Genomic DNA, 21,350 nt, shown 5'->3' on the forward strand with positions numbered 1-21,350 from the left:
TTAAGTATTATTTTATATTCTCTTCCAATGCTTCCTTCATATTTTTCTCCGTAATATTCCAGTGGGAAGTGTTCCACGCGGCTTTTCCATCGTTTAAAAGGAAAATCTGCGGCGATTCATGTTTGATTCCCAAATCCTCCGCTACTTGATTTGAAACCGGGCGGCTTTCGCTCACGATCAAATAATACTTGTCCAGGTCAGTTGCAAACTCCTGATATTCTTTATAGGCATTGGCGCTGACCGGGCATGTAGTGCTATGTTTGAACAAAAATGCAGGTTTCTCTTTTGAACCCTGTAATAGGGCTTCCCATTCTGCTTCAGATGTAATTTGTTTTAATTCAGCCATGATGATCATCCTTTCATTACTTTAAAGTTTGTAGAGCTGGCTTTACTTCCAGCATTGGACGCCGCGCTTTTCGCTTTTTGTGTCTGGCTGCAAAAGCTCAGTCCTTCCGTCGCTAAACGAGCCTTCCACTTTTCTTATTATCCCAAATATCTCTCCATCAATCACCTTTATTGCCTTCTTCCGATTCATCCGGAACATCTGCAGGCCGAATATCGTTTTTATAAAAAGAAGAGACGATCAAATGACGGAGTTTATCCTCCAACTTTTCTTTGCTTTCGGTATTTTTAACCGGGATTGCAACGGAAAATGTCAAAGTCGATTCTTGGATGTCGGTAAGCCGGACCGATGGCGGAGGGTCTGGGAATACACCTTCCTCACCTTCAATCCCCCGATTAGCTGCTTCTTGCAAAAGAGCTTCCGCTTTTTTCGTATCCGTCCCATAAGCTACGCCGACAGTAATATTCGTATAAAGTTTTTCGCCCTCCAGATTCCTGATCAAGTTTTCAATGAGATATTGGTTCGGAATAATAAGCGCCCCTTCTTTGTACAGCTTTATGGAAGTGGACCTCAACTTTATTTTTGTCACTACTCCTGTCTTGCCGTCGACTTCAATTACTTCACCAACCTCCAGCGGCTTTTCGAATAAAATGATCAGCCCTGAGATGAAATTCGCTGCCACATTTCGAAGCCCGAATCCTACACCAATGCCAAGTGTACTGACTATGACGGCAATCGCTTTCCAATTAAAGCCGACAATGGCAAAGCTGATCATGATGGCAATCATCATCACTGTATAGTAAATGAGGCGGTTGATCGTATAGCCGGTACCGGCATCTACATGAAACCTTTTGTAAGCGAGCGGCATGACATGGGTGTTAAATACTTTTACGATTCGGTTTGCGAATGTGATAATCATGAAGGCCACCAGAATCAGGAAGAGGGAAACATCGATCCCTTTTACTTTATAAATAGGGGCGAACAGCCATTTTTCTTTTGAAAAATAAAAGATGAATAAAAGGATGGTTCCGTAAAACGCGAGCCAATTGAGAACGGCTTCAACAGTTGGAATAAAACTTCCTTTGGACGTTCCTGATGTATATACCTTTTTGAAAATAAACAGGACAGTCCATTTTACAGCAAAAATAATAAAAACATATACAAAGAAAAGAAGAATGCCTTTGAGTGATAAATTTTTCAGGAAATCGAGGCCATGAATCATTTGATTCTCACCCAAGCATGACTACCTCCCAAGACGATTATTCCTTTCCCCCTTTCCCTGTTTTATAAAGGAAAAACGGCAGTTTTTCGGGAATATGAATGTGTCTGAAAATATGATAAAATAGGTAAGATAAACTTTTAGAATAAAACTTTAACGATAAATCAATTCGGATAGAAAGAAGGGTTTATTGCAATTTGGCACTTATACAGAAGAACCAAGTAGCAGATATGTTTCATCCGACCATTTACAGGCGGGGAAGGGAATATTATTTCCAGGGCCGGGTTGGAAAATTGAATTTTGAGCATGGAAGCGGTATTTGCCGGACATATGTAGAAGGGACCCATTCCTATCTGGTGGAAGTGAATGTAAGCAAGCTTCCGGAGAATGTGGCGGTATATTGCGACTGTCCCGCGTTTGAACAGTACTATGAATGCAAGCATATAGTGGCTGCCATGCTTGAAATCTGCGAAAAGCAAGATGAATTGCTGCAGGCAAGAGGCAGGTCGTATGACAGGTATCATGCCGCGGCAGATTTGCTCCAATTGCTTGATGGGGGCACTTCCGTCCAGCAAATCATTCCATCTTTCGGGAAAAAGCGGTTAAAAATTGAGTATCATTGTGATTTTTCCAATCCCCAGGCTCTTTTCGCAGAGCTAAGGGCAGGCGTGGATCATGCGTATGTTGTCCGTGATGTTGGGGAGTTTATTGAACATATTAAGGGCGGCCAGGAACACCCGTTTACAAAGAAATTCACTTACAGTCCGGAAGAGCACGAAATAGATCCAGCGGACATGGCCATTTTAGATGAGCTGTACCTGATCATCGAAAATGAAAAGCTGTATGCCGAAGGCATCAAGTCTTACTATGTGAATCCGTCCATCTATTCGACTTCGCGGTCCGTGATGATCCCTCCGTTATTTGCCCGGCCATTACTGGAAAAATGGACGGACAGACATGCGGTTGGCAAATTGGGTTCCAGGACTTTTGCCGGGATCAGGATCATCGAGGAAGAGTTTCCCTTCCAATATGAACTCGGAAAAAATAAGGAAAATGATCTTGAGCTGTTGCTGCCCAATATCGAAAATGCCGTTTATATGGGGCCGTATGATCTGGTCTTTTTAAATGGAGACATTTATTTTCCGCAGCCTGACCTTCTTCCTTTCATCGAAAAAATCTTAAAGATTCAAACGAAAAACAGTAAAATATCCATCGCTAAGGATCAGGCGGATGCTTTTGTGTCCGAAGTTTTGCCGCGGTTGGAAAAGCTGGGTACTGTCCGAGTTGCAGAAAAGGTGAAAGAACAGATCATCCAGGTTCCGCTGACAGCAAAAGCATATATCGACCTGGACGGCGATACTATCAAGGCAAAGCTGGAGTATGATTATGGCGGTTTAACCGTAGACCCATTTTATCAGCATGAAGAGCCGGGAAAAATTTTAATCAGGGATGTCGAAAAAGAGAAGGAAATCATGACGATCATCGAAAACGCCGGAATGAAATATAACGGAAAAGAACTGCATCTTCAACTGGAAGAGGAAGAGCTCTATGAATTTCTGTTTTTCATCCTGCCGGCGCTTGGAGAGCGGTGCGAATTATTTCTGACAAACAATATCCGCCGGATTGTTTCCTTGGAGCAGCCCGTCCCTAAAACGAACGTCGAAACGGAAGAATCAGCGGGTCTGCTGGAAATCAGCTTCCAGCTTGAAGGGATCGATGATGAAGAGATTGCTGATATTATGAGAACCGCGATTGAGAAAAAGCGTTTTTACCGAATGAGAAACGGGGCTTTTCTATCGCTTGAGACGGATGAATTTCAATCGCTTCAGGAGCTTTTTACGGACCTGCGCGTCAGCAAGGAGGAATTGGAAGAAGGGAGTGTCCATGTTCCAATATTTCGCGGCGTGCAAATAGATGAAGCGCTGCGGACAAAAAAGCAGTATGATCCTGCCTTTAAAAGACTGCTTGATCATTTGAAAAAGCCGGAAGAGCAGATTTATCCATTGCCTGAAGGTTTGAAAGCCTCTATGAGAGAATACCAGAAAACCGGATACCAATGGTTTCGTTCTTTATCGGAATATCATCTCGGCGGAATTTTGGCAGACGATATGGGATTGGGTAAGACACTGCAAAGCATTGCTTATCTTTTATCGGAACAGGAAGGGAACCGGCATTTGATCGTGGCACCGGCGTCATTGATCTATAACTGGCAGAGTGAATGGAACAAGTTTGCCCCATCGGTAAGGGCTGTTGTTGTGTCCGGGACGCGGGAGGAAAGGGAGAAAGCCCTGGCCCTGCAGGATGCCGATGTTTATATTACGTCTTACTCGACACTTAGACAGGACATCGACCTTTATAAAAACGAACAGTTCCACACGCTCATTTTGGACGAAGCGCAGTTTATCAAGAATTACACGACGAAATCTGCTGCCGCCGTCAGAAGCATCAGGGCATCGCGAAAATTCGCTTTAAGCGGAACGCCAATTGAGAATTCAGTCGATGAACTGTGGGGAATTTTCCAAGCGATTATGCCGGGGCTATTCCCCGGCCTGAAGGATTTTAAAAAGCTGGAACCTGAAAAAATTTCGCAAATCATCAAGCCGTTTATTTTACGCAGGCTCAAAACCGATGTATTGAAGGAGCTGCCGGAAAAAATCGAATCCACCCATATTACCGAACTGTCAAAGGAGCAGAAGGAGCTGTATTTGGGGTACTTGCAGCGGATTCAGGAAGAAACCGCAGCTTCATTGCAGGGAGAGGGATTTCAAAAAAGCCGGATGAAAATTTTGGCAGGCATTACACGCCTTCGCCAGCTTTGCTGCCATCCATCGCTTTTCCTGGAAAATTATGAAGGCAAGTCTGGTAAGCTGGAACAGTTGATGGAAACTGTTGAAGCCTCCATTGAGAATGGGAAAAAGCTCCTGATTTTCTCCCAATTTACGAGCATGCTGGAAATCATTCAACAGGAACTGGTAAAAGCGGGGTATCCTCATTTTTATTTGAACGGGCAGACGCCCTCACAGGAGCGGCTGAGAATGAGTGAGCAATTCAATAACGGAGAGAAGGCCATTTTTCTCATTTCGCTGAAGGCGGGAGGGACCGGTTTGAATCTGACGGCCGCCGATACAGTGATCCTTTACGATTTATGGTGGAACCCTGCTGTGGAAGACCAGGCCGCTGGAAGAGCGCATCGCTTTGGGCAAAAAAATGTCGTCCAGGTGATCCGGCTGATCACGAAAGGGACGATTGAAGAAAAGATTTATCAATTGCAGCAGAAAAAACGGGAACTGATCGAACAGGTCATCCAGCCGGGCGAAACGATGCTCTCCAGTTTAACGGAAGACGATATAAAAGAAATATTAAGTATGTAAGGTGAATATAGTGATAATAGCAGCTGTCTTAGGATAGCTGTTTTTTTGTCATGAGGGAATTATATCCAATTTTAAATAATAATTATTTTAACTTGAAAATAATTATTGCTCATGCTACTATGTAGTTACATTATAATTATTATAAATAAGGCGGGGATAAAATTGACGAATAGCAATCATAAATTGACGACAAGCTGGGGAGCTCCGGTAGGAGACAATCAAAATTCCATGACGGCCGGATCACGCGGCCCGACACTTATTCAAGATGTCCACCTTTTGGAAAAGCTGGCCCATTTCAACAGGGAACGGGTTCCGGAGCGGGTCGTGCATGCGAAAGGCGCCGGCGCACACGGCTATTTTGAAGTGACAAATGATGTGACTAAATATACGAAAGCGAAGTTTTTATCCGAAGTGGGCAAACGTACGCCGACATTTGTACGATTTTCAACGGTAGCGGGTGAATTGGGATCTGCGGATACTGTCAGGGATCCGCGCGGGTTTGCGGTGAAATTTTACACAGAAGACGGAAACTATGATTTAGTCGGGAATAATACGCCTGTCTTTTTCATACGGGATGCGATCAAATTCCCGGACTTTATCCATACACAAAAAAGAGATCCGCAAACGCATTTGAAAAATCCGAATGCCGTATGGGATTTCTGGTCACTGTCGCCTGAATCACTGCACCAGGTTACCATTTTAATGTCCGACAGGGGCATTCCGGCAACATTCCGCCATATGCATGGTTTTGGAAGCCATACATTCAAATGGACAAATGAAGAAGGAGAAAGTGTCTGGGTAAAATATCATTTTAAGACAGACCAGGGCATTAAAAACCTGGATGTGAATCTTGCAGCCAAGCTTGCAGGGGAAAATCCCGATTACCATACAGAAGATTTGTTCAATGCGATTAAGAATGGTGACTATCCATCATGGACGTTGTACGTTCAGATCATGCCGTTGGAAGATGCCGATACGTACCGGTTCGATCCATTTGATGTCACGAAAGTATGGTCGCAAAAAGATTATCCACTGATTGAAGTCGGCAGGATGACATTAAACCGCAATCCGGAAAATTACTTTGCGGAGGTTGAGCAGGCGACATTCTCACCTGGAACGCTTGTACCGGGAATTGATGTTTCCCCTGATAAAATGCTGCAGGGGCGTTTGTTCGCTTACCATGATGCCCATCGCTACCGTGTTGGGGCAAACCATCATATGCTGCCGATCAACCGCCCGCTCAATGAAATTAAGAATTATCAACGTGATGGTGCAATGCGTTTTGACAACAACGGCGGCGGCTCTGTATATTACGAGCCTAACAGCTACGGCGGACCGAAAGAATCTCCTGTAGACAGGCCGGCTCCATATCCGGTTTCGGGTGAAGCTGCAAGTGTAAGTTATGACCACAACGACCATTACACACAGGCAGGGGATTTGTACCGCTTAATGAGCAAAGAGGAGCGTGAACGCCTCGTTGCCAACATCGTTGCGGCGATGAAGCCTGTTGAAAAAGATGAAATCAAGCTTCGCCAGATCGGCCATTTCTACAAAGCCGATCCGGAATACGGAACAAAAGTCGCTGAGGGATTGGGACTGGAAGTCCCTGCAAATGAAGTAAAATCTTAATACACGTAAAAATAAGAGAGCTGTAACAATCAGCTCTCTTATTTTTACGTGCTGATAAATCGGTGTTAAAGATTACAAGGAAAACTGAAACCTCTCCCCATTAAAATGGGGAGGTTCCCGGACCCTAAAGGGTCACGGTTCCATTGCGACAAATCGCAATGGCGCGTGTGTACTTTGTGCTTTTCCCTTTCCGGATGAGGTTCTGGCTGCGGACTGGAGCTTTTCCACACGGCGTTCGCGCACAAATCGTTCTGTCGAACGAGGGGACTCGCTCGAGGCTTCCCTTGCGGTCGGCTCTCACAACTTAACGTACGCATCCGGTGTTTGACCTATACAACACCAATAGACATTTGCACCCACTGTCTTGCGACAGGAGATATGCCTATCTTTCGTGGGTTTCATCACGACAAAGGTTATATCTTTCGAACTCACGTTCTGTATTAATAATATAATATTTAAAAAATAAATGCAAGGGCCGATTTCTTTTTTAAATCTATGCTACTGGCATTCATCCCGGCATTGAAATACCGGGCCTTCTGCCAGTCGTTCGTAAATTTTGCACATCATCATCATATCATTATAACTTGCAGTCATATGATTGAACGAGGGAGGAAACGTTATGATGTTCAGTTATATGACACATTTATCCTGCTCAAAATGTTCGAGGACATACAACCCGGATACGGTTCAACAGCTTTGCGAGTGCGGTTCACCGCTGTTAGTGAACTACGATTTAAAGAAACTGGCAAAAGATTTTAAGCCAAATGAGTTGTTAATTAGAAATCATGATCTTTGGCGCTACCATGAGCTGCTTCCTGTTCAAAGTCCCGAAAACATCGTATCGCTCGGAGAAGGGATGACCCCCTTGATTACGATGAAAAAGCTTGGCTCCGATATGGACATCGCCCATTTGTATATGAAGGATGAAGGGATTGCGCCAACAGGCACATTTAAGGCGCGGGGAGCTGCAGTAGGTGTATCGAAAGCGAAGGAATTGGGCGTTAAAGGACTGGTGATGCCGACGAATGGAAACGCAGGTGCCGCCTGGTCGCTTTATTCTTCCAAGGCCGGTATTCAAGCGGTGATTATCATGCCTGGGAGTGCACCGGCCATGATCCGGTCCGAAGTGGCTTCCGCGGGCTCCCATTTATATTTAGTCAATGGAGTGATCAGTGATGCAGGAAAAATTGCTGCAAAGGCTGCCGCTGATTTCCATTTATATGATGTCTCAACGTTAAAAGAGCCGTACCGGATCGAAGGGAAGAAAACGATGGGGTTTGAAATCGCGGAGCAGCTTCACTGGGAAACACCTGATGTCATTTTATACCCGGCAGGCGGTGGAGTCGGACTTATAGCCATTTATAAGGCATTTAAGGAGCTTCAAGAGCTTGGTTGGGTTGGCAGCAAAAAAATGCCCCGGTTTGTTGCAGTGCAGGCGGAAGGCTGTGCCCCCATCGTCAAAGCCTGGAAAGAGGGAAAAAGAGAATCAGAATTTTGGCCTGATTCACGCACGGTGGCGTTCGGGATCAATGTTCCGAAGGCTTTGGGCGATTTTCTGGTTCTCCAGGCCATCTATGAAACAAACGGGTGCGCATTGGCTGTCAAAGATGAAGATATTTTAAAAGAACAGAAAAACATAATCAGGAAAGAAGGAGCCTTTATATGTCCGGAAGGGGCGGCAGCGTTTTTGGCAGCGCGAAAGCTTAGGAAAATTGGCTGGATAAAAGAGAATGAGAGAGTGATTGTCATCAATACTGGTATAGGCTTGAAATATATGGACAATGAAGAGATAAACCTTCCTGTACTGCAGCCTGATGAGTCCATTGACAGTCTCCCAGTATTGCCGTAACGTTCTTCCCTCATCAGCAATACGAGGAGGGCTTGTCTATGAAAAAGAACTTCATGCTTCAAATTTTTGCGGCCTTTATCCTTGCCATTATCGCCGGAATCATTTTCGGCGAAAAAGCGGCAGTTGTCCAGCCATTGGGCGATCTGTTTTTAAGGCTTATTAAATTTATCATTGTTCCTTTGATCCTCTCGACCATTGTGGTCGGTGTGACAAGCGCAGGAAGTATGAAAAAACTGGGCAGCTTGGGTGGAAAAGCGATTGGGTACTTTCTGGTGACGAGTTTTATTGCCATTGCCCTTGGCCTGTTTGCCGGATTTGTTTTTCAGCCGGGGGCCGGTGTGGACCTTGCTGTACAGGGAGCTGAAGTGGAAGCTCCTGAATCAGGGGGTGTCATTCAGACTTTATTAAATATTATTCCTGAGAATCCGGTCGAAGCGCTGACAACCGGAGCAGTCCTGCAGATCATTTTCTTTGCGATTTTTCTCGGGATCGGCATTTCGCTTGTCGGGGAAAAGGCCGTTCCGGTCCAGCGGTTTTTTGAAGGATTGTCCGAAGTGATGTATAAAATTACGGGCATTGTCATGAAGCTCGTTCCGATTGGCATCTTCGGATTGCTTGCTCCTATTGTTGGAACGTACGGCGCTTCCGTATTGATGCCGTTGATCAAAGTGATCATTGCCATGGTAGTTGCTGTGATTGTACATGTGGCACTTGTCTATTCGGCAGCAGTCAAGGCACTTGGAAAAATGGATCCTTATCAATTTTTTAAAGGGATCTTCCCCGCTGCCTCGGTTGCTTTTGCTACTTGCAGCAGCTCAGGCACACTGCCGGTTACGATGAAAAACACTCAAGAAAATTTAGGAGTCTCAAAAGAAACGAGCAGTTTCGTCTTGCCGCTCGGGGCAACGATTAATATGGACGGCACAGCGATTTATCAGGGGATTGCCGTCATGTTCATCGCGCAATATTTTGGTGTGGAATTGACAGTGGCTCAAATTCTGATCGCGGCGTTAATGGGAACATTGGCTTCCATTGGAGCGGCGGGTGTGCCGGGTGCAGGATTGATCATGCTGACGATGGTGCTGACAGCCGTCAATTTGCCTTTGGAAGGAATCGCCTTGATTGCGGGAATCGACCGGATTCTTGATATGCTGAGAACTTCGGTAAATATTGTGGGGGATGCCTCAGCATGTGTCGTGGTGGAAGGCGGGAAGCCTGATGCGGCGATCAAGAAAGGGGCCTGAGGGATATGAAAAAACGGCGCAGGGAAGCGGAATTCCCTGCGCCGTTTTAGATCCCGTAACAATGCATTTTATAGTAAAAACCGGGGTCCTATTCATTCGTCAAATTCAATTTTTCCAACAGCTTAAAGAACAGGCTCAAAACGATCGCCACAACGGTTGCAAGTCCCATTCCCGACAACGGAACGGTTCCGATCTTGATGGATGCTCCGCTGATTCCGATGGCAAGGACGACACAAGTCAAAATCATGTTGTAAGACACGTTGTAATCTACGTTTGCCTCAACAAGCATGCGGATGCCGCTGACGGCAATGATTCCGAATAATAACAGCGAGATGCCGCCCATGACCGGAGTCGGAATGGAAGAGATCAGAGCTGCCAATTTTCCGCAAAAAGATAGAAGGACAGCAATAACCGAGGCAATTCCGATAATCCAAGTTGAGTATACTCGGGTGATAGCCAGAACGCCGATATTTTCCCCATATGTCGTATTCGGAGTGGATCCGACAAAGCTTGAGATGATCGTTGAAATACCGTTACTCATTAATGACCGGTCGAGACCGGGATCTTTTACCAAATCTTTTTTTACAATATTGCCCGTTACAACAAGGTGGCCGATGTGTTCCGGAACAAGCACCAGGGCAGCTGGAAGAATCAGCAGGACATCCGCCCAGTTGAATTTCATCGCATAATAAGTCGGAGCGGAAATCCAGGCTGCATCCCGAACGGCCGTCAAATCCACCATGTTCATGGCAAGAGCTATGATGTACCCTGAAACAATGCCGATGAGAATCGGGATGATTTTCAAAAAGCCGCGCATGGTCACCCAGCAAATAATCGTGATGGCCAATGTCAGCAACGAGACGGTAATTACCTTCGGATCGGCTGCCCATGTGTCGGGGGCATCGGCGGGTTTCAACAGTCCTGCCATGTCAGCCGCGGTAGGAACAAGCTCCAATCCGATGACGGCTACGATGGCGCCCATGGCTGCTGGCGGGAAGATCACGTCAATCCAGGCGGTTCCTACAAGTTTGACTATCAATGCAATAATGACGAGCGTTACTCCGACCGCAAGGAAGCCTCCAAGTGCATAAGCATATCCTTCCCCTCCTGCATATTTGGACAATACAGCAAAAACAGGGGAGATAAAGGCAAAGCTTGATCCGAGATAAGCAGGGATTTTCCCTTTTGTAATAAAAATATAAAGCAGTGTGCCAAGACCGTTCATCAGCAGGATCGTCGCGGGGTCCACTTCAAACAGGAGCGGTACCAGGACAGTGGAGCCGAACATGGCAAATAAATGCTGGAAACTGAGCGGAAGGCTCTGCAGGATGGGCAAACGCTCATCCACCTGGATTTCTCTTTGACTCATCTTTTTCTCTCCAATTCATGTTATTTTTGAAAATGAAAAGCACCTTACCTCAAAGGCAAGGTGCTTGGCTACATTTCCACAGCAAAATTGACGCGCGAAAAGTTTCTCATGCGTAGCGCACCTTGTCAGCCTCACGGGACTGGTTTAAAGGTATTTTTAGATATAATTATCAAAAATATTATGTCAGCTGTCCGATTGAAAGTCAATCGTTTTTGTCAAAAATATCAAAATATGTCCGTTCCTATTTAAATTCTTCTGCACGTTCCTCAAACAGCTTCACGATTTCCACAATCGTCTGCACCGATTTTTCCATCACGTCGACTGACACAAACTCATAAGGACCGTGGAAGTTTTCTCCGCCGGTAAAAATATTCGGAGTGGGCAGTCCCATAAAAGAGAGCTGGGATCCGTCGGTTCCGCCGCGAATTGGTGAGATGTCCGGTTCGATGCCCAATTTTTTCATCGCATCTGAAGCAATTTCGACAATTTCTTTTACGGGCTCGATTTTCTCCCGCATATTGTAATATTGGTCTTTCAATTCTAACCGGATCCTGTCTTGTCCATACTTTTCTCCCAGTTCCTCGGCAATCTGCTCCATGAATGCTTTCTTTTTCTCAAACTTTTTCCTGTCAAAATCCCGGATGATGTAATGAAGCACGGTTTCTTCCACATTGCCTTCAAAAGAAAGGAGGTGGTAAAAGCCTTCATATCCTTCAGTTAATTCAGGGACTTCATCGGCGGGGAGGCGGTTATGGAATTGGATGGCGATGGCTTGAGAGTTGACCATGATCCCTTTCGCAGTTCCCGGATGGATATTTGTCCCTTTGACAGTCAGCTTGGCGCTTGCGGCATTGAAACTTTCATATTCCAGCTGTCCGATTTTTCCTCCGTCAACAGTATAGGCGAATGAGGCATTGAAAGCTTGGACATCAAAGCGGTGCGGGCCTCTTCCGATTTCCTCATCCGGAGTGAAAGCGACTCTTACCTTTCCATGTTTGATTTCCGGATGCTTCAACAAATAATCCATCGCCGTTATGATTTCTGCGATTCCGGCTTTATTGTCTGCGCCAAGCAGCGTTGTCCCGTCCGTTGTGATAAGCGTATGGCCTTTGCACTCAGCAAGCGAAGGGAATGCTTTTGGCGACAGGACGATCTGTTTTTCTTGATTCAATATGATATCTTTCCCGTCATAGTTTTCCACGATTTGAGGATTTACGTTTTTTCCCGTAAAATCTGTCGCTGTATCGATATGCGCCAAAAATCCGATGGTCGGCACTTCTTTTTCCGTGTTGGCCGGAAGGGTCGCCATAACGTATCCGTTTTCGTCGATCGTCACTTCTTTCATGCCGATTGATTCCAATTCTTTTACCAATTGATTGGCCAATGTCAGTTGTCCAGGTGTGGAAGGGCATGTGTCACTGTTCTCATTGGATTGCGTATCCACTTTTACATACGAAGTAAACCTGTCAATAATATCATTTTTCACTTTGAAAAACTCCTTTCCCTTTATTATTTATCTTAATGGGGGATAATACACAATATAAAGATGCCGATTGACTCATTCTGAGCAATCGGCATTTATTCAGCAGGAATTTCAACCCATTTTTCAGCCCATGAGGCAATTTCATTCATAAGCGGCTTGAGTGCCATCCCTTTTTCGGTCAAAGAGTATTCAATTCTAACCGGTGTTTCGGGGTATACCTGTCTTTTGACAATTCCCTCTTTTTCCAGATCTTTTAAACGCTCAGACAGGACACGCGCACTGATCGGCATCGACGCCTCCACCGTACAAAAGCGCTGCGGGCCGTTCAGCAGCTGGTATATAATCAGTCCGGTCCAACGCTGTCCCAATATGCTCATGGCTTTTTCAAATCTAGGACATGTGTTTCCGTTCATACTGTTCACCTCGATAATTAAATTATATCATTAATTGTTTCTTCTTGACAGACAAAATAAACTAATTTATAGTTGCTTACGTAAAGTAAGTTGAGGGGTTTGATCCCACAAAAAAATGCTTGGATTTCCAAGGAAAGTGGAACAATAAAAATGAAAGATCCATCAGGAATCTATAAAGAAAAGGGGAATTTCACCATGATTAAAACAAAACAGGATTTTTATACTGCTGTCAAGGAAAGACGTTCGATTTATGGAATCAGCAAGGAATCACCGATTTCCGATGAAAAGATTGAAGAATTGATTGAATATGCCATCAAGCATGCGCCGTCTTCTTTTAACTCACAAAGTGCCAGAGTGGTGCTTCTTCTTGGGGAAAACCATGATAAACTCTGGAATATAACGGAAGCGGTATTAAGGGAGATAGTTCCTGAAGACCAATTCGAGCCAACCGCGAAAAAAATGGAAGGTTTCCGCAACGGTTATGGAACTGTCTTGTTTTTCGAGGATCAAGAGGTTGTAAAAGGTTTGCAGGAGCAATTCCCAACCTATGCGGATAAATTCCCGGATTATGCCTTGCAATCATCCGGAATGCTTCAATACATCGTTTGGACAGCATTGGAGTTGGAAGGCTTCGGCGCTACCTTGCAGCATTATCAGCCGCTGATTGATGAGGCTGTCCAAGAAATTTGGAATGTTCCTGAAAGCTGGACATTGCTGGCGCAGATGCCATTTGGCAAACCGACGGCTGCTCCAGGGGAAAAACAATTCCAAAGCATGGATGAAAGGTTTAAGGTATTTAAATAATACAGACTATAAGAAAAGCGCAAGCGCCCGTTTAGCGACGTACAAACTGGAGCACTCCGCAATGAGATAAAGGAAACACGGCGACGGAGGAGCCGATGTTGACTTATTGTAGTGGAGGAGTGCGAAGTTTGCTAGGTCGCTGGGCGCTGGAGCTGGACAAAGCAACGACACTTTTATATGAATAACCATGAAAAATTTATGCTTTCTACTATAATAAAGGGGTCCAATGCAGCATTGGACTCCTTTTATTTGTCCATTTTTCATTACTGAACAGACCTGTCACTAACAAATCCCAAAATAGCGAACGATAAAATGAATTCAAAGCTCTCATTGAGAATTCATGTTGTTGCAGAAAAAGTTTAACTTGATTGTAAACCAAAATAAAAATTAAGTTGACAATTTAGTTTGTTATCAAGTATCCTCTAAATATATTAAACAACAGAGGTGATAATAGTGGGCAGTGAAGCAATAAAGACAAAAAGCAGGCTAAAGACCTTGGATATGATTTATATCAGCTTATTTTCAGCTTTGATGATGATTGGAGCAAATATCACTTCTTTTGTTCCATTTATGGTCATTGGGGGAGTTCCCATTACGCTCCAGGCTTTCTTTGCCGTTTTGGCAGGAGCATTTCTTGGCAGCCGCCTTGGGGCCATTTCAATGGCGGTCTATGCGTTTATCGGCCTTGCGGGAGCGCCGGTGTTCGCCCGTTTTCACGGGGGGATCGGGCAGCTGCTCAGCCCAACGTTCGGATTTATCATTGCATTTATTTTTACAGCATATATTACAGGGAAAATCATTGAAAAAAACAGCAAGGTCCATTCATATGTCATTGCAGCTTTGCTTGGGACGGCTTTCAGCTATTTATTCGGGACAAACTGGATGTACGGAGCCTATAAATTATGGGCGGCGGCACCGGATGCTTTTTCTTATAAAGTAGCATGGATGTGGATGGCAGTTCCGCTTCCCAAAGACATATTGCTCGCCATTTTGGCAGGGTTATTTGCACATCGGATGCAGGGAATTGTAAAAAGGTCTAGATAAAGGGGAGGAAAAGATGAATCTATATGATGTGATTGCAGAAGCTTCTCTAGCGGGAAAAGAGTTGACGGATGAACAGGCCATGGCAGTGCTTGACTGTCCGGATGATGAATTGCTGCCCCTATTGCATGCTGCGTATAGGGTAAGAAAGAACTTTTACGGCAATAAAGTGAAACTGAATATGATCATCAATACAAAATCGGGACTTTGCCCCGAAAATTGCGGCTATTGTGCGCAGTCGATTGTATCGAAGGCTCCGATTGAAAAATATTCCATGATGAAAAAGGATGAGATTGTCGCAGGGGCAGCCCGCGCAGCGGAGCTGAACGCCGGAACATATTGTATCGTGGCGAGCGGAAGGGGACCTGCGAACAGGGAATTGGATATCGTCGTGGATGCGGTAAAAGAAATCAAAGGCAAGCATAAAGGCATGACCGTTTGTGCCTGTCTCGGCATCTTGAAACCGGGACAGGCGGAGCGATTGAAGGAAGCGGGGGTTGACCGCTACAACCATAATATCAACACATCAAGCAATCATCATGTGAACATCACGACTTCCCATACATACGATGACCGGGTCAACACCGTGGAAGCGGCAAAAGCATCGGGGATTTCTCCTTGTTCCGGCGTCATTATCGGCATGAAAGAATCGAAGGAAGATGTCATTGATATGGCACGCAGTTTAAAGGTGCTGGATGCTGACTCCATTCCGGTGAACTTTCTTCATGCCGTGGACGGCACTCCCCTCGAAGGGACCAACGAACTGGATCCGCGCTATTGCTTGAAAGTGCTTTGTCTGTTCCGTTTTATCAATCCGACAAAGGAAATCAGGATTTCGGGCGGACGGGAGGTCAATTTGCGGAGCCTGCAGCCGCTCGGATTGTATCCGGCAAATTCCATTTTCATCGGCGACTATTTGACAACGGGAGGACAAGAGGGATCGAAGGACTGGAAAATGCTTGAGGACATGGGCTTTGAAGTGGATTTGGAGCCTTTAAATCGCGAAACAGCAAAAGCTTTGACGTAAAATCGAACCGGGCGGTAATCCGCCTGGTTTTATTCATTTTTTTGAAAAACCATTTTTATTTACCGCCGTTTATCGTTATACTGGAAATAACGAATCGAAATTAGGTGCTGAATATGCTTGAACTAATTTTTCAGGATTCTTACACGGAATGGTTTATACCGCTGACTATCCTCATTATGTGGATTCTCAGTTTGGGCATTATTTCCCTGTCCCGTCCTGTGAATAAACAAAATTACTATCAAAATATCAAAAAAGAAAATATCTTTCTTATAACCAGAGTTTATGATGAACTTATACCACGTATCTGTCTCCAGTTCATTAAAACTGTCAGGAGGAAAGTATGTCCTGATGATGGGGATGAACATGTCCACCTTCTATTTAAATAAAAATTTAAATAGAAGGGTGAGTGCAATTGAAGAAAAAGTTATTTCTCTTTTTTATGCTTGTTATCACTGCCGCAATGCTTGGGGGCTGTTCAGGAGTTGCGAATCAGACCGGATTCTTTTATGATTTCTTCGTTCGGCCGTTTGCCTGGCTTATTCATGAGATCGGAATCGCTCTTGGCGGTAACTTCGGCCTGGCGCTGATCATCATCACATTGTTGATTCGTCTGGTTTTGATGCCGTTTATGCTGAAAACGTATAAAAACCAGCAGTTGATGAAAGTGAAGATGGATAAACTGAAACCGGAAATGGAAGAAATTCAAAAACGTTCCAAGCAGGCAAAAAACCAGGAGGAACAGCAGAAAATCCAACTGGAAATGATGGAGCTTTATAAAAAACACGGAGTGAACCCATTAAATATGGGATGTTTGCCGATACTCATTCAAATGCCTATATTAATGGGGCTGTATTATGCGATCCGCAGTTCAAAGGAGATAGCGTCGCATACTTTTCTTTGGTTTAATCTCGGTCATTCGGATATGATCATGACAATCCTTGCCGGCTTAGTCTATTTTGCTCAAGCGCAGGTTTCGCTTGCGACAGTGCCGGAAGAACAGAAAAAACAAATGAGATTATTTTCATATATGTCTCCCGTTATGATTATCTTCATTTCCTTGAATGCTCCTGCAGCTTTGCCGTTATATTGGGCGGTTGGCGGTATTTTCCTCATCATCCAGACTTACATTGGACGAAAATACTATATGCAGCATCCAGAAAAAGCAAAAGAGTAACCCAAAGTGACCAGGGATTTTCCTTGGTTACTTTTTTGCTGTTTAAGTTTAAAATTTGGCCAAATTTTTATATGGAATGATATGGATATGTCCAGCTCCAGCGCCCAGCGACTAGCAAACTTCGCCCTCCTCCACTACGATAAGTCAACATCGGCTCGTACCTCGCCGTGTTTCCTTTATCTCATTGCGGAGTGCTCCAGTTTGTACGTCGCTAAACGGGCGCTTGCGCTTTTCTTTATCTGTTTGTGTTATCATTTAAGCAAAAGATCAAATTAATGGGGAGAGAAATGACATGGACATATATACAGATTTATGCAGGCTGATCGGGGCGGATCAAACATCCGTCAATGAAACGATCCTCAGAAACCATAGTAAAGATGAGTCCGATCATGCGGCGAGTGAGCCTGACGTCGTTGTATTTCCCGAATCCAGCGAAGACGTACAGAAAGTTTTACGATATGCAAATAAACATAAAATCCCTGTTGTTCCCTTTGGGGCGGGCTCAGGATTGGAAGGGCAGGCCATCCCGGTCAATAAAGGGATCTCCATTGACTTTGAAAGAATGAATAAGGTGATTGAAGTGAGGCCCGAGGACCTTGTTGTCATTGTGCAGCCCGGCATCACACGTATTCAACTGAATGAAGAGTTAAAGAGGCATGGGTTATTTTTTCCGGTAGATCCGGGGGCAGATGCTACTATCGGCGGAATGGCCTCAACGAATGCAAGCGGTACGATGACTGTCCGCTATGGGGGAATGCGTGACCAGGTCTTGAATTTGAAAGTTGTTTTGGCGGACGGCCGGATCATAGAAACAGGCAGCTTGGCGAAAAAGTCTTCATCGGGACTTCACCTGAATGGCTTATTTGTGGGATCAGAGGGAACTTTAGGCGTCTTTACGGAAATAGCCTTGAAATTGCACGGTATTCCGGAAGATATTGTTGCTGCAAGATGTTCATTCCCTTCCGTAAAAAGCTGTGTGGAAGCCGCAACCGCTATTTTGACAGCGGGTGTCCCGATGGCGCGCATGGAGCTTGTCGATGCCCGGAGCATCCGCCAGGCGAATGAATACTCCGACACGGATTATGTGGAAGCCCCATCATTGTTTTTTGAATTCCACGGCAATAAAGGGGGAAACAAAGAAGACATCGAATTTGTCCGGGCCATAGTGGAAGAAGCAGGCTGCCTTGAATTTTTGTTTGAAACCGATTCTCTTAAGCGGGCGGCTCTATGGAAGGCCCGCCACGAATTGAATTACGCCTATAGACATGGAAATCCTCAATTGGCCTGCATGACGACAGACGTATGCGTACCTATTTCAAAGCTGGCGGAAAACGTTGAGTTTGCAAGCAATAAGCTGGATGAGTACGGATTCAAGGGAGGGGTTGTCGGGCATGTTGGGGACGGCAACTTCCATACGATGATCATGTATGATCCAAAAGTGGAAGGTGAGTTTGAAAAGGCCGTCGAGTTCAACCATCAAATGGTTAAGCTTGCTCTGAAATCAGGAGGCACATGTACCGGCGAGCATGGTGTCGGCCTTGGAAAAATTGATTTTCAAAGGGAAGAACACGGGGAAGCAATGGAAATCATGCTGGCATTAAAGCGTACATTGGACCCCAACCAAATATTGAACCCGGGAAAAATTTTCCCGGAAGAATAGGAAAAAGCGGTTTGATCAGATCCGATCGAACCGCTTTTCAAAGTCTTTTTATTAAAGTCGGTGATTATTAAATAACTCCTTGGACAATCATCGCATCAGCCACTTTTGTAAATCCGGCGATGTTCGCTCCGGCAACAAGGTTGCCGCTCATTCCGTATTTATCAGCGGCTTCGACGCTGTTTCGATAAATATCAACCATGATTTTCTTAAGTTCTGCATCGACTTTTTCGAGTGACCATGCAATACGGGAGCTGTTTTGCGCCATTTCAAGGGCTGAAACTGCTACCCCGCCTGCATTGGATGCTTTTCCTGGTGCATAGAGGATGTCGTTTTTAAGGAAGACTTCAGCCGCATCATGAGTTGTCGGCATGTTTGCTCCTTCTCCGACTGCCTTTACGCCGTTAGCCACAAGAGTTTTTGCAGCTTTTTCGTCAAGCTCATTTTGAGTAGCGCAAGGAAGTGCGATATCACAAGGAATAGTCCAGATGCCTTCGCTTCCCTCAATATATTTTGCATGAGGATGTTCGTTGACATACTCGGAAATTCTGGATCTCTCGACTTCCTTCAAGTGTTTCAGTGTATCAAGGCAAATGCCTTTTTCATCATAGATGTATCCGTTGGAGTCACTGCAGGCAACGACCTTAGCCCCATACTCCTGTGCTTTTTCAATCGCATAGATGGATACATTTCCGGATCCGGATACGATGACCGTTTGGCCTTCAAAGCTCATGCCTTTGTCTTTTAACATTTCATCGACAAAATAAATGAGTCCATATCCTGTTGCTTCGGTTCTGCCGAGGCTTCCGCCGTAACCGATGCCTTTTCCGGTAAGAACTCCTGCATCGTAATGCCCGGCAATTCTTCTGTATTGACCGAACAGATAACCGATTTCTCTAGCTCCTACCCCGATATCACCTGCAGGAACGTCAATGCCGGAGCCGATATATTTGCTTAATTCGGTCATGAAGCTTTGTGTAAATCTCATGATTTCCGCATCTGATTTTCCTTTTGGGTCAAAATCCGATCCGCCTTTGCCGCCGCCGATCGCCTGGTTCGTCAAAGCGTTCTTAAAAACTTGTTCAAATCCCAAGAACTTGATGATGCTCGCATTAACGGAAGGATGAAATCTGAGTCCGCCTTTGTAAGGTCCAAGAGTACCATTGAATTGAACGCGGAATCCGCGGTTAACTCTCACTTTCCCTTTATCGTCCACCCAAGGTACCCGGAAGGAAATCATGCGTTCCGGTTCTACGATTCTTTCTAATATTCCGTTTTCCATATACTTTGGATTTTTCACTAATACGGGAAGAAGAGAGTGGAAAATTTCTTGGACAGCCTGGAGGAATTCAGGTTCGTTCGCATTGCGTTCTTTTACTGTATCATACACACTTTTAATATATTTTTTGGCTGTTTGCAATTTATGAGCTTCCATTTCCATAATCATTGCCATTTATTATCACTCCCATTCACCTGTATTTGATTTTCAAAAAATTTCCACGTCCTTAAACTTGGTACAATTCATTCTATCCTTTACAATTAATCTATACAATATGGATTTGAGATAAATTTGATGCCTTTTTGATATCAATCGATGGAAAAGGGGGAATTCGCTGATGGAATTAAGACAAATCCAGTATTTTATCGAAGTGGCCCATAGAGAGCATATGACAGAAGCAGCAGAAGCCTTGCACGTTGCCCAGTCTGCTGTCAGCCGGCAAATCGTCAACCTGGAAGCGGAGTTGGGGGTCGACCTGTTTATTCGGGAAGGGCGGAACATCCGCCTGACTCACATTGGAAAAATGTTTTTGGAAAAGATGGAGACCGCCATGGATTTGATTCATGAAGCAAAAAGAGAAATCGAGGAACAGCTGGACCCCGAACGTGGAACAGTCCGAATCGGATTTCCCAGCAGCCTGGCGGCATCGTTGCTTCCAACCGTCATCTCCGCTTTTCGAAAAGGCCATCCCTTTGTCAATATCCAGCTTCACCAGGACTCATACCGCCATTTGGTGGAACAGGTCGTAATAGGCGATATTGATTTGGCTTTGCTCGGGCCGGTCCCTAAAAATGATGCAAGGGTGACAAGTGAAATTTTATTTGTGGAAAACCTCGTAGCCCTGCTTTACGCAAAACATCCGCTTGCTTCAAGAAAGTCCCTGCAGTTGGATGAACTCCGAAATGATCCGTTCATTTTATCCCCTAAAGGATATATACTGCAAAATATCGTTGAAAATGCCTGCCGGCAATACGGTTTTGAGCCGCAAGTCTCTTTTGAAGGAAAAGACATTGATGCCATCAAAGGACTGGTCGCTGCAGGTCTTGGGGTCACTTTACTCCCGGAAATTACTCTTGTGGACAGTCTTCCGCGTACAACAGTCAAGATCCCGCTTGCCGAACAGAATGTCACACGGACAGTAGGAATGATCATTCCGAACAATCGGAAGCTGATGCCGACAGAGCTCCTTTTTCATAAATTCCTGAAAGACTTCTTCCGTACATTGAGCGGCTTTCAGTAGAGATTTCAAACAAAATATCCTATATATTATGAATGAAATATTGAAACGTTTCTCTTTTAATTGTTGACAGGATTTTGATAAGTATGTATAATCCTATTTAACTTAACAGAGCAAGAATATTAGTATTGACCGGTCAACCGGAGATACAACCTTTGTAAAAAGGATTGTATCTCCGGTTTTATTAATGGTTTAGAAAACCCCTGGCTAT

The 21,350-nt window shown here is 44.8% G+C and carries 16 protein-coding genes; 10 read left to right on the forward strand and 6 right to left on the reverse strand.

Features of this window, described 5'->3' with window-relative positions; translation table 11 throughout:
• Positions 1-7: 7 nt before the first annotated feature.
• The gene (ytxJ, locus tag D4N35_RS12860) at positions 8-346 is read right to left on the reverse strand and encodes a bacillithiol system redox-active protein YtxJ (protein ID WP_120074269.1); all 339 of its coding nucleotides are present in this window, start codon (positions 344-346) and stop codon (positions 8-10) included.
• A 157-nt stretch (positions 347-503) separates the two neighbouring features.
• A complete protein-coding gene (locus tag D4N35_RS12865) occupies positions 504-1,580 on the reverse strand; it encodes a mechanosensitive ion channel family protein (RefSeq protein ID WP_120074272.1) in 1,077 nt (358 codons plus the stop codon).
• Between the two features lie 179 nt (positions 1,581-1,759).
• Here D4N35_RS12865 and D4N35_RS12870 point away from each other — a divergent pair, with 179 nt between their 5' ends.
• The 4 genes from D4N35_RS12870 to D4N35_RS12885 all read left to right on the forward strand — a co-directional run bounded on the left by D4N35_RS12870 (position 1,760) and on the right by D4N35_RS12885 (position 9,655).
• A complete protein-coding gene (locus tag D4N35_RS12870; RefSeq protein ID WP_120074274.1) occupies positions 1,760-4,933 on the forward strand; it encodes a DEAD/DEAH box helicase in 3,174 nt (1,057 codons plus the stop codon).
• Between the two features lie 162 nt (positions 4,934-5,095).
• The gene (gene katA, locus D4N35_RS12875; RefSeq protein ID WP_430722745.1) at positions 5,096-6,562 is read left to right on the forward strand and encodes a catalase KatA; all 1,467 of its coding nucleotides are present in this window, start codon (positions 5,096-5,098) and stop codon (positions 6,560-6,562) included.
• Between the two features lie 619 nt (positions 6,563-7,181).
• On the forward strand, positions 7,182-8,411 hold the full coding sequence (locus D4N35_RS12880; RefSeq protein WP_120074276.1) for a threonine synthase: 1,230 nt from the start codon (positions 7,182-7,184) through the stop codon (positions 8,409-8,411).
• 38 nt (positions 8,412-8,449) lie between these two features.
• Positions 8,450-9,655 carry a dicarboxylate/amino acid:cation symporter gene (locus tag D4N35_RS12885; RefSeq protein ID WP_120074278.1) on the forward strand — a complete coding sequence of 402 codons (1,206 nt, stop codon included), beginning with the start codon at positions 8,450-8,452 and terminating at the stop codon, positions 9,653-9,655.
• Between the two features lie 88 nt (positions 9,656-9,743).
• On the opposite strand, the gene uraA is transcribed toward D4N35_RS12885, so the two are convergent.
• The 3 genes from uraA to D4N35_RS12900 form a co-directional block, all read right to left on the reverse strand.
• The gene (gene uraA, locus D4N35_RS12890) at positions 9,744-11,024 is read right to left on the reverse strand and encodes a uracil permease (RefSeq protein WP_120074280.1); all 1,281 of its coding nucleotides are present in this window, start codon (positions 11,022-11,024) and stop codon (positions 9,744-9,746) included.
• Positions 11,025-11,265: 241 nt separating this feature from the next.
• Positions 11,266-12,510, reverse strand: a complete 1,245-nt coding sequence (gene pepT, locus D4N35_RS12895) for a peptidase T (RefSeq protein WP_120074282.1) — start codon at positions 12,508-12,510, stop codon at positions 11,266-11,268.
• Between the two features lie 92 nt (positions 12,511-12,602).
• A complete protein-coding gene (locus tag D4N35_RS12900) occupies positions 12,603-12,920 on the reverse strand; it encodes a winged helix-turn-helix transcriptional regulator (protein ID WP_120074284.1) in 318 nt (105 codons plus the stop codon).
• Between the two features lie 195 nt (positions 12,921-13,115).
• Here D4N35_RS12900 and D4N35_RS12905 point away from each other — a divergent pair, with 195 nt between their 5' ends.
• From D4N35_RS12905 to D4N35_RS12925, 5 genes are all read left to right on the forward strand, one after another.
• Positions 13,116-13,724 (forward strand): nitroreductase family protein, encoded by a 609-nt coding sequence (locus D4N35_RS12905; RefSeq protein WP_120074303.1) that lies wholly within the window; start codon positions 13,116-13,118, stop codon positions 13,722-13,724.
• A 495-nt stretch (positions 13,725-14,219) separates the two neighbouring features.
• Entirely contained in the window at positions 14,220-14,768 is a 549-nt protein-coding gene (locus D4N35_RS12910) for a biotin transporter BioY (RefSeq protein WP_488281375.1), read from the forward strand.
• Positions 14,769-14,781: 13 nt separating this feature from the next.
• Positions 14,782-15,792, forward strand: a complete 1,011-nt coding sequence (gene bioB / locus D4N35_RS12915) for a biotin synthase BioB (RefSeq protein WP_120074286.1) — start codon at positions 14,782-14,784, stop codon at positions 15,790-15,792.
• A gap of 412 nt (positions 15,793-16,204) precedes the next feature.
• Positions 16,205-16,966, forward strand: coding sequence for a membrane protein insertase YidC (yidC, locus tag D4N35_RS12920; RefSeq protein WP_120074290.1), 762 nt, complete (start codon positions 16,205-16,207; stop codon positions 16,964-16,966).
• Between the two features lie 292 nt (positions 16,967-17,258).
• The gene (locus D4N35_RS12925) at positions 17,259-18,626 is read left to right on the forward strand and encodes an FAD-binding oxidoreductase (protein ID WP_120074292.1); all 1,368 of its coding nucleotides are present in this window, start codon (positions 17,259-17,261) and stop codon (positions 18,624-18,626) included.
• A 67-nt stretch (positions 18,627-18,693) separates the two neighbouring features.
• Here the strand turns inward: D4N35_RS12925 and gdhA are convergent, their stop codons facing one another.
• Positions 18,694-20,070: an NADP-specific glutamate dehydrogenase gene (gdhA, locus tag D4N35_RS12930; protein ID WP_430722773.1), complete on the reverse strand. Its 1,377-nt coding sequence runs from the start codon at positions 20,068-20,070 to the stop codon at positions 18,694-18,696.
• Between the two features lie 169 nt (positions 20,071-20,239).
• Here gdhA and gltC point away from each other — a divergent pair, with 169 nt between their 5' ends.
• On the forward strand, positions 20,240-21,142 hold the full coding sequence (gltC, locus tag D4N35_RS12935; protein ID WP_120074294.1) for a glutamate biosynthesis transcriptional regulator GltC: 903 nt from the start codon (positions 20,240-20,242) through the stop codon (positions 21,140-21,142).
• Positions 21,143-21,350 lie beyond the last annotated feature (208 nt).

The organism is Siminovitchia fortis (genome assembly GCF_003605365.2).
GTDB lineage: Bacteria > Bacillota > Bacilli > Bacillales > Bacillaceae_C > Siminovitchia > Siminovitchia fortis.

Excerpts from the sequence above, each read along its gene's own strand:
- ytxJ (WP_120074269.1), bottom strand. The coding sequence starts at position 346 with ATGGCTGAATTAAAACAAATTACATCTGAAGCAGAATGGGAAGCCCTA.
- D4N35_RS12880 (WP_120074276.1), top strand. The coding sequence starts at position 7,182 with ATGATGTTCAGTTATATGACACATTTATCCTGCTCAAAATGTTCGAGG.
- D4N35_RS12885 (WP_120074278.1), top strand. The coding sequence starts at position 8,450 with ATGAAAAAGAACTTCATGCTTCAAATTTTTGCGGCCTTTATCCTTGCC.
- uraA (WP_120074280.1), bottom strand. The coding sequence starts at position 11,024 with ATGAGTCAAAGAGAAATCCAGGTGGATGAGCGTTTGCCCATCCTGCAG.
- D4N35_RS12900 (WP_120074284.1), bottom strand. The coding sequence starts at position 12,920 with ATGAACGGAAACACATGTCCTAGATTTGAAAAAGCCATGAGCATATTG.
- D4N35_RS12905 (WP_120074303.1), top strand. The coding sequence starts at position 13,116 with ATGATTAAAACAAAACAGGATTTTTATACTGCTGTCAAGGAAAGACGT.
- bioB (WP_120074286.1), top strand. The coding sequence starts at position 14,782 with ATGAATCTATATGATGTGATTGCAGAAGCTTCTCTAGCGGGAAAAGAG.
- D4N35_RS12925 (WP_120074292.1), top strand. The coding sequence starts at position 17,259 with ATGGACATATATACAGATTTATGCAGGCTGATCGGGGCGGATCAAACA.
- gdhA (WP_430722773.1), bottom strand. The coding sequence starts at position 20,070 with ATGATTATGGAAATGGAAGCTCATAAATTGCAAACAGCCAAAAAATAT.
- gltC (WP_120074294.1), top strand. The coding sequence starts at position 20,240 with ATGGAATTAAGACAAATCCAGTATTTTATCGAAGTGGCCCATAGAGAG.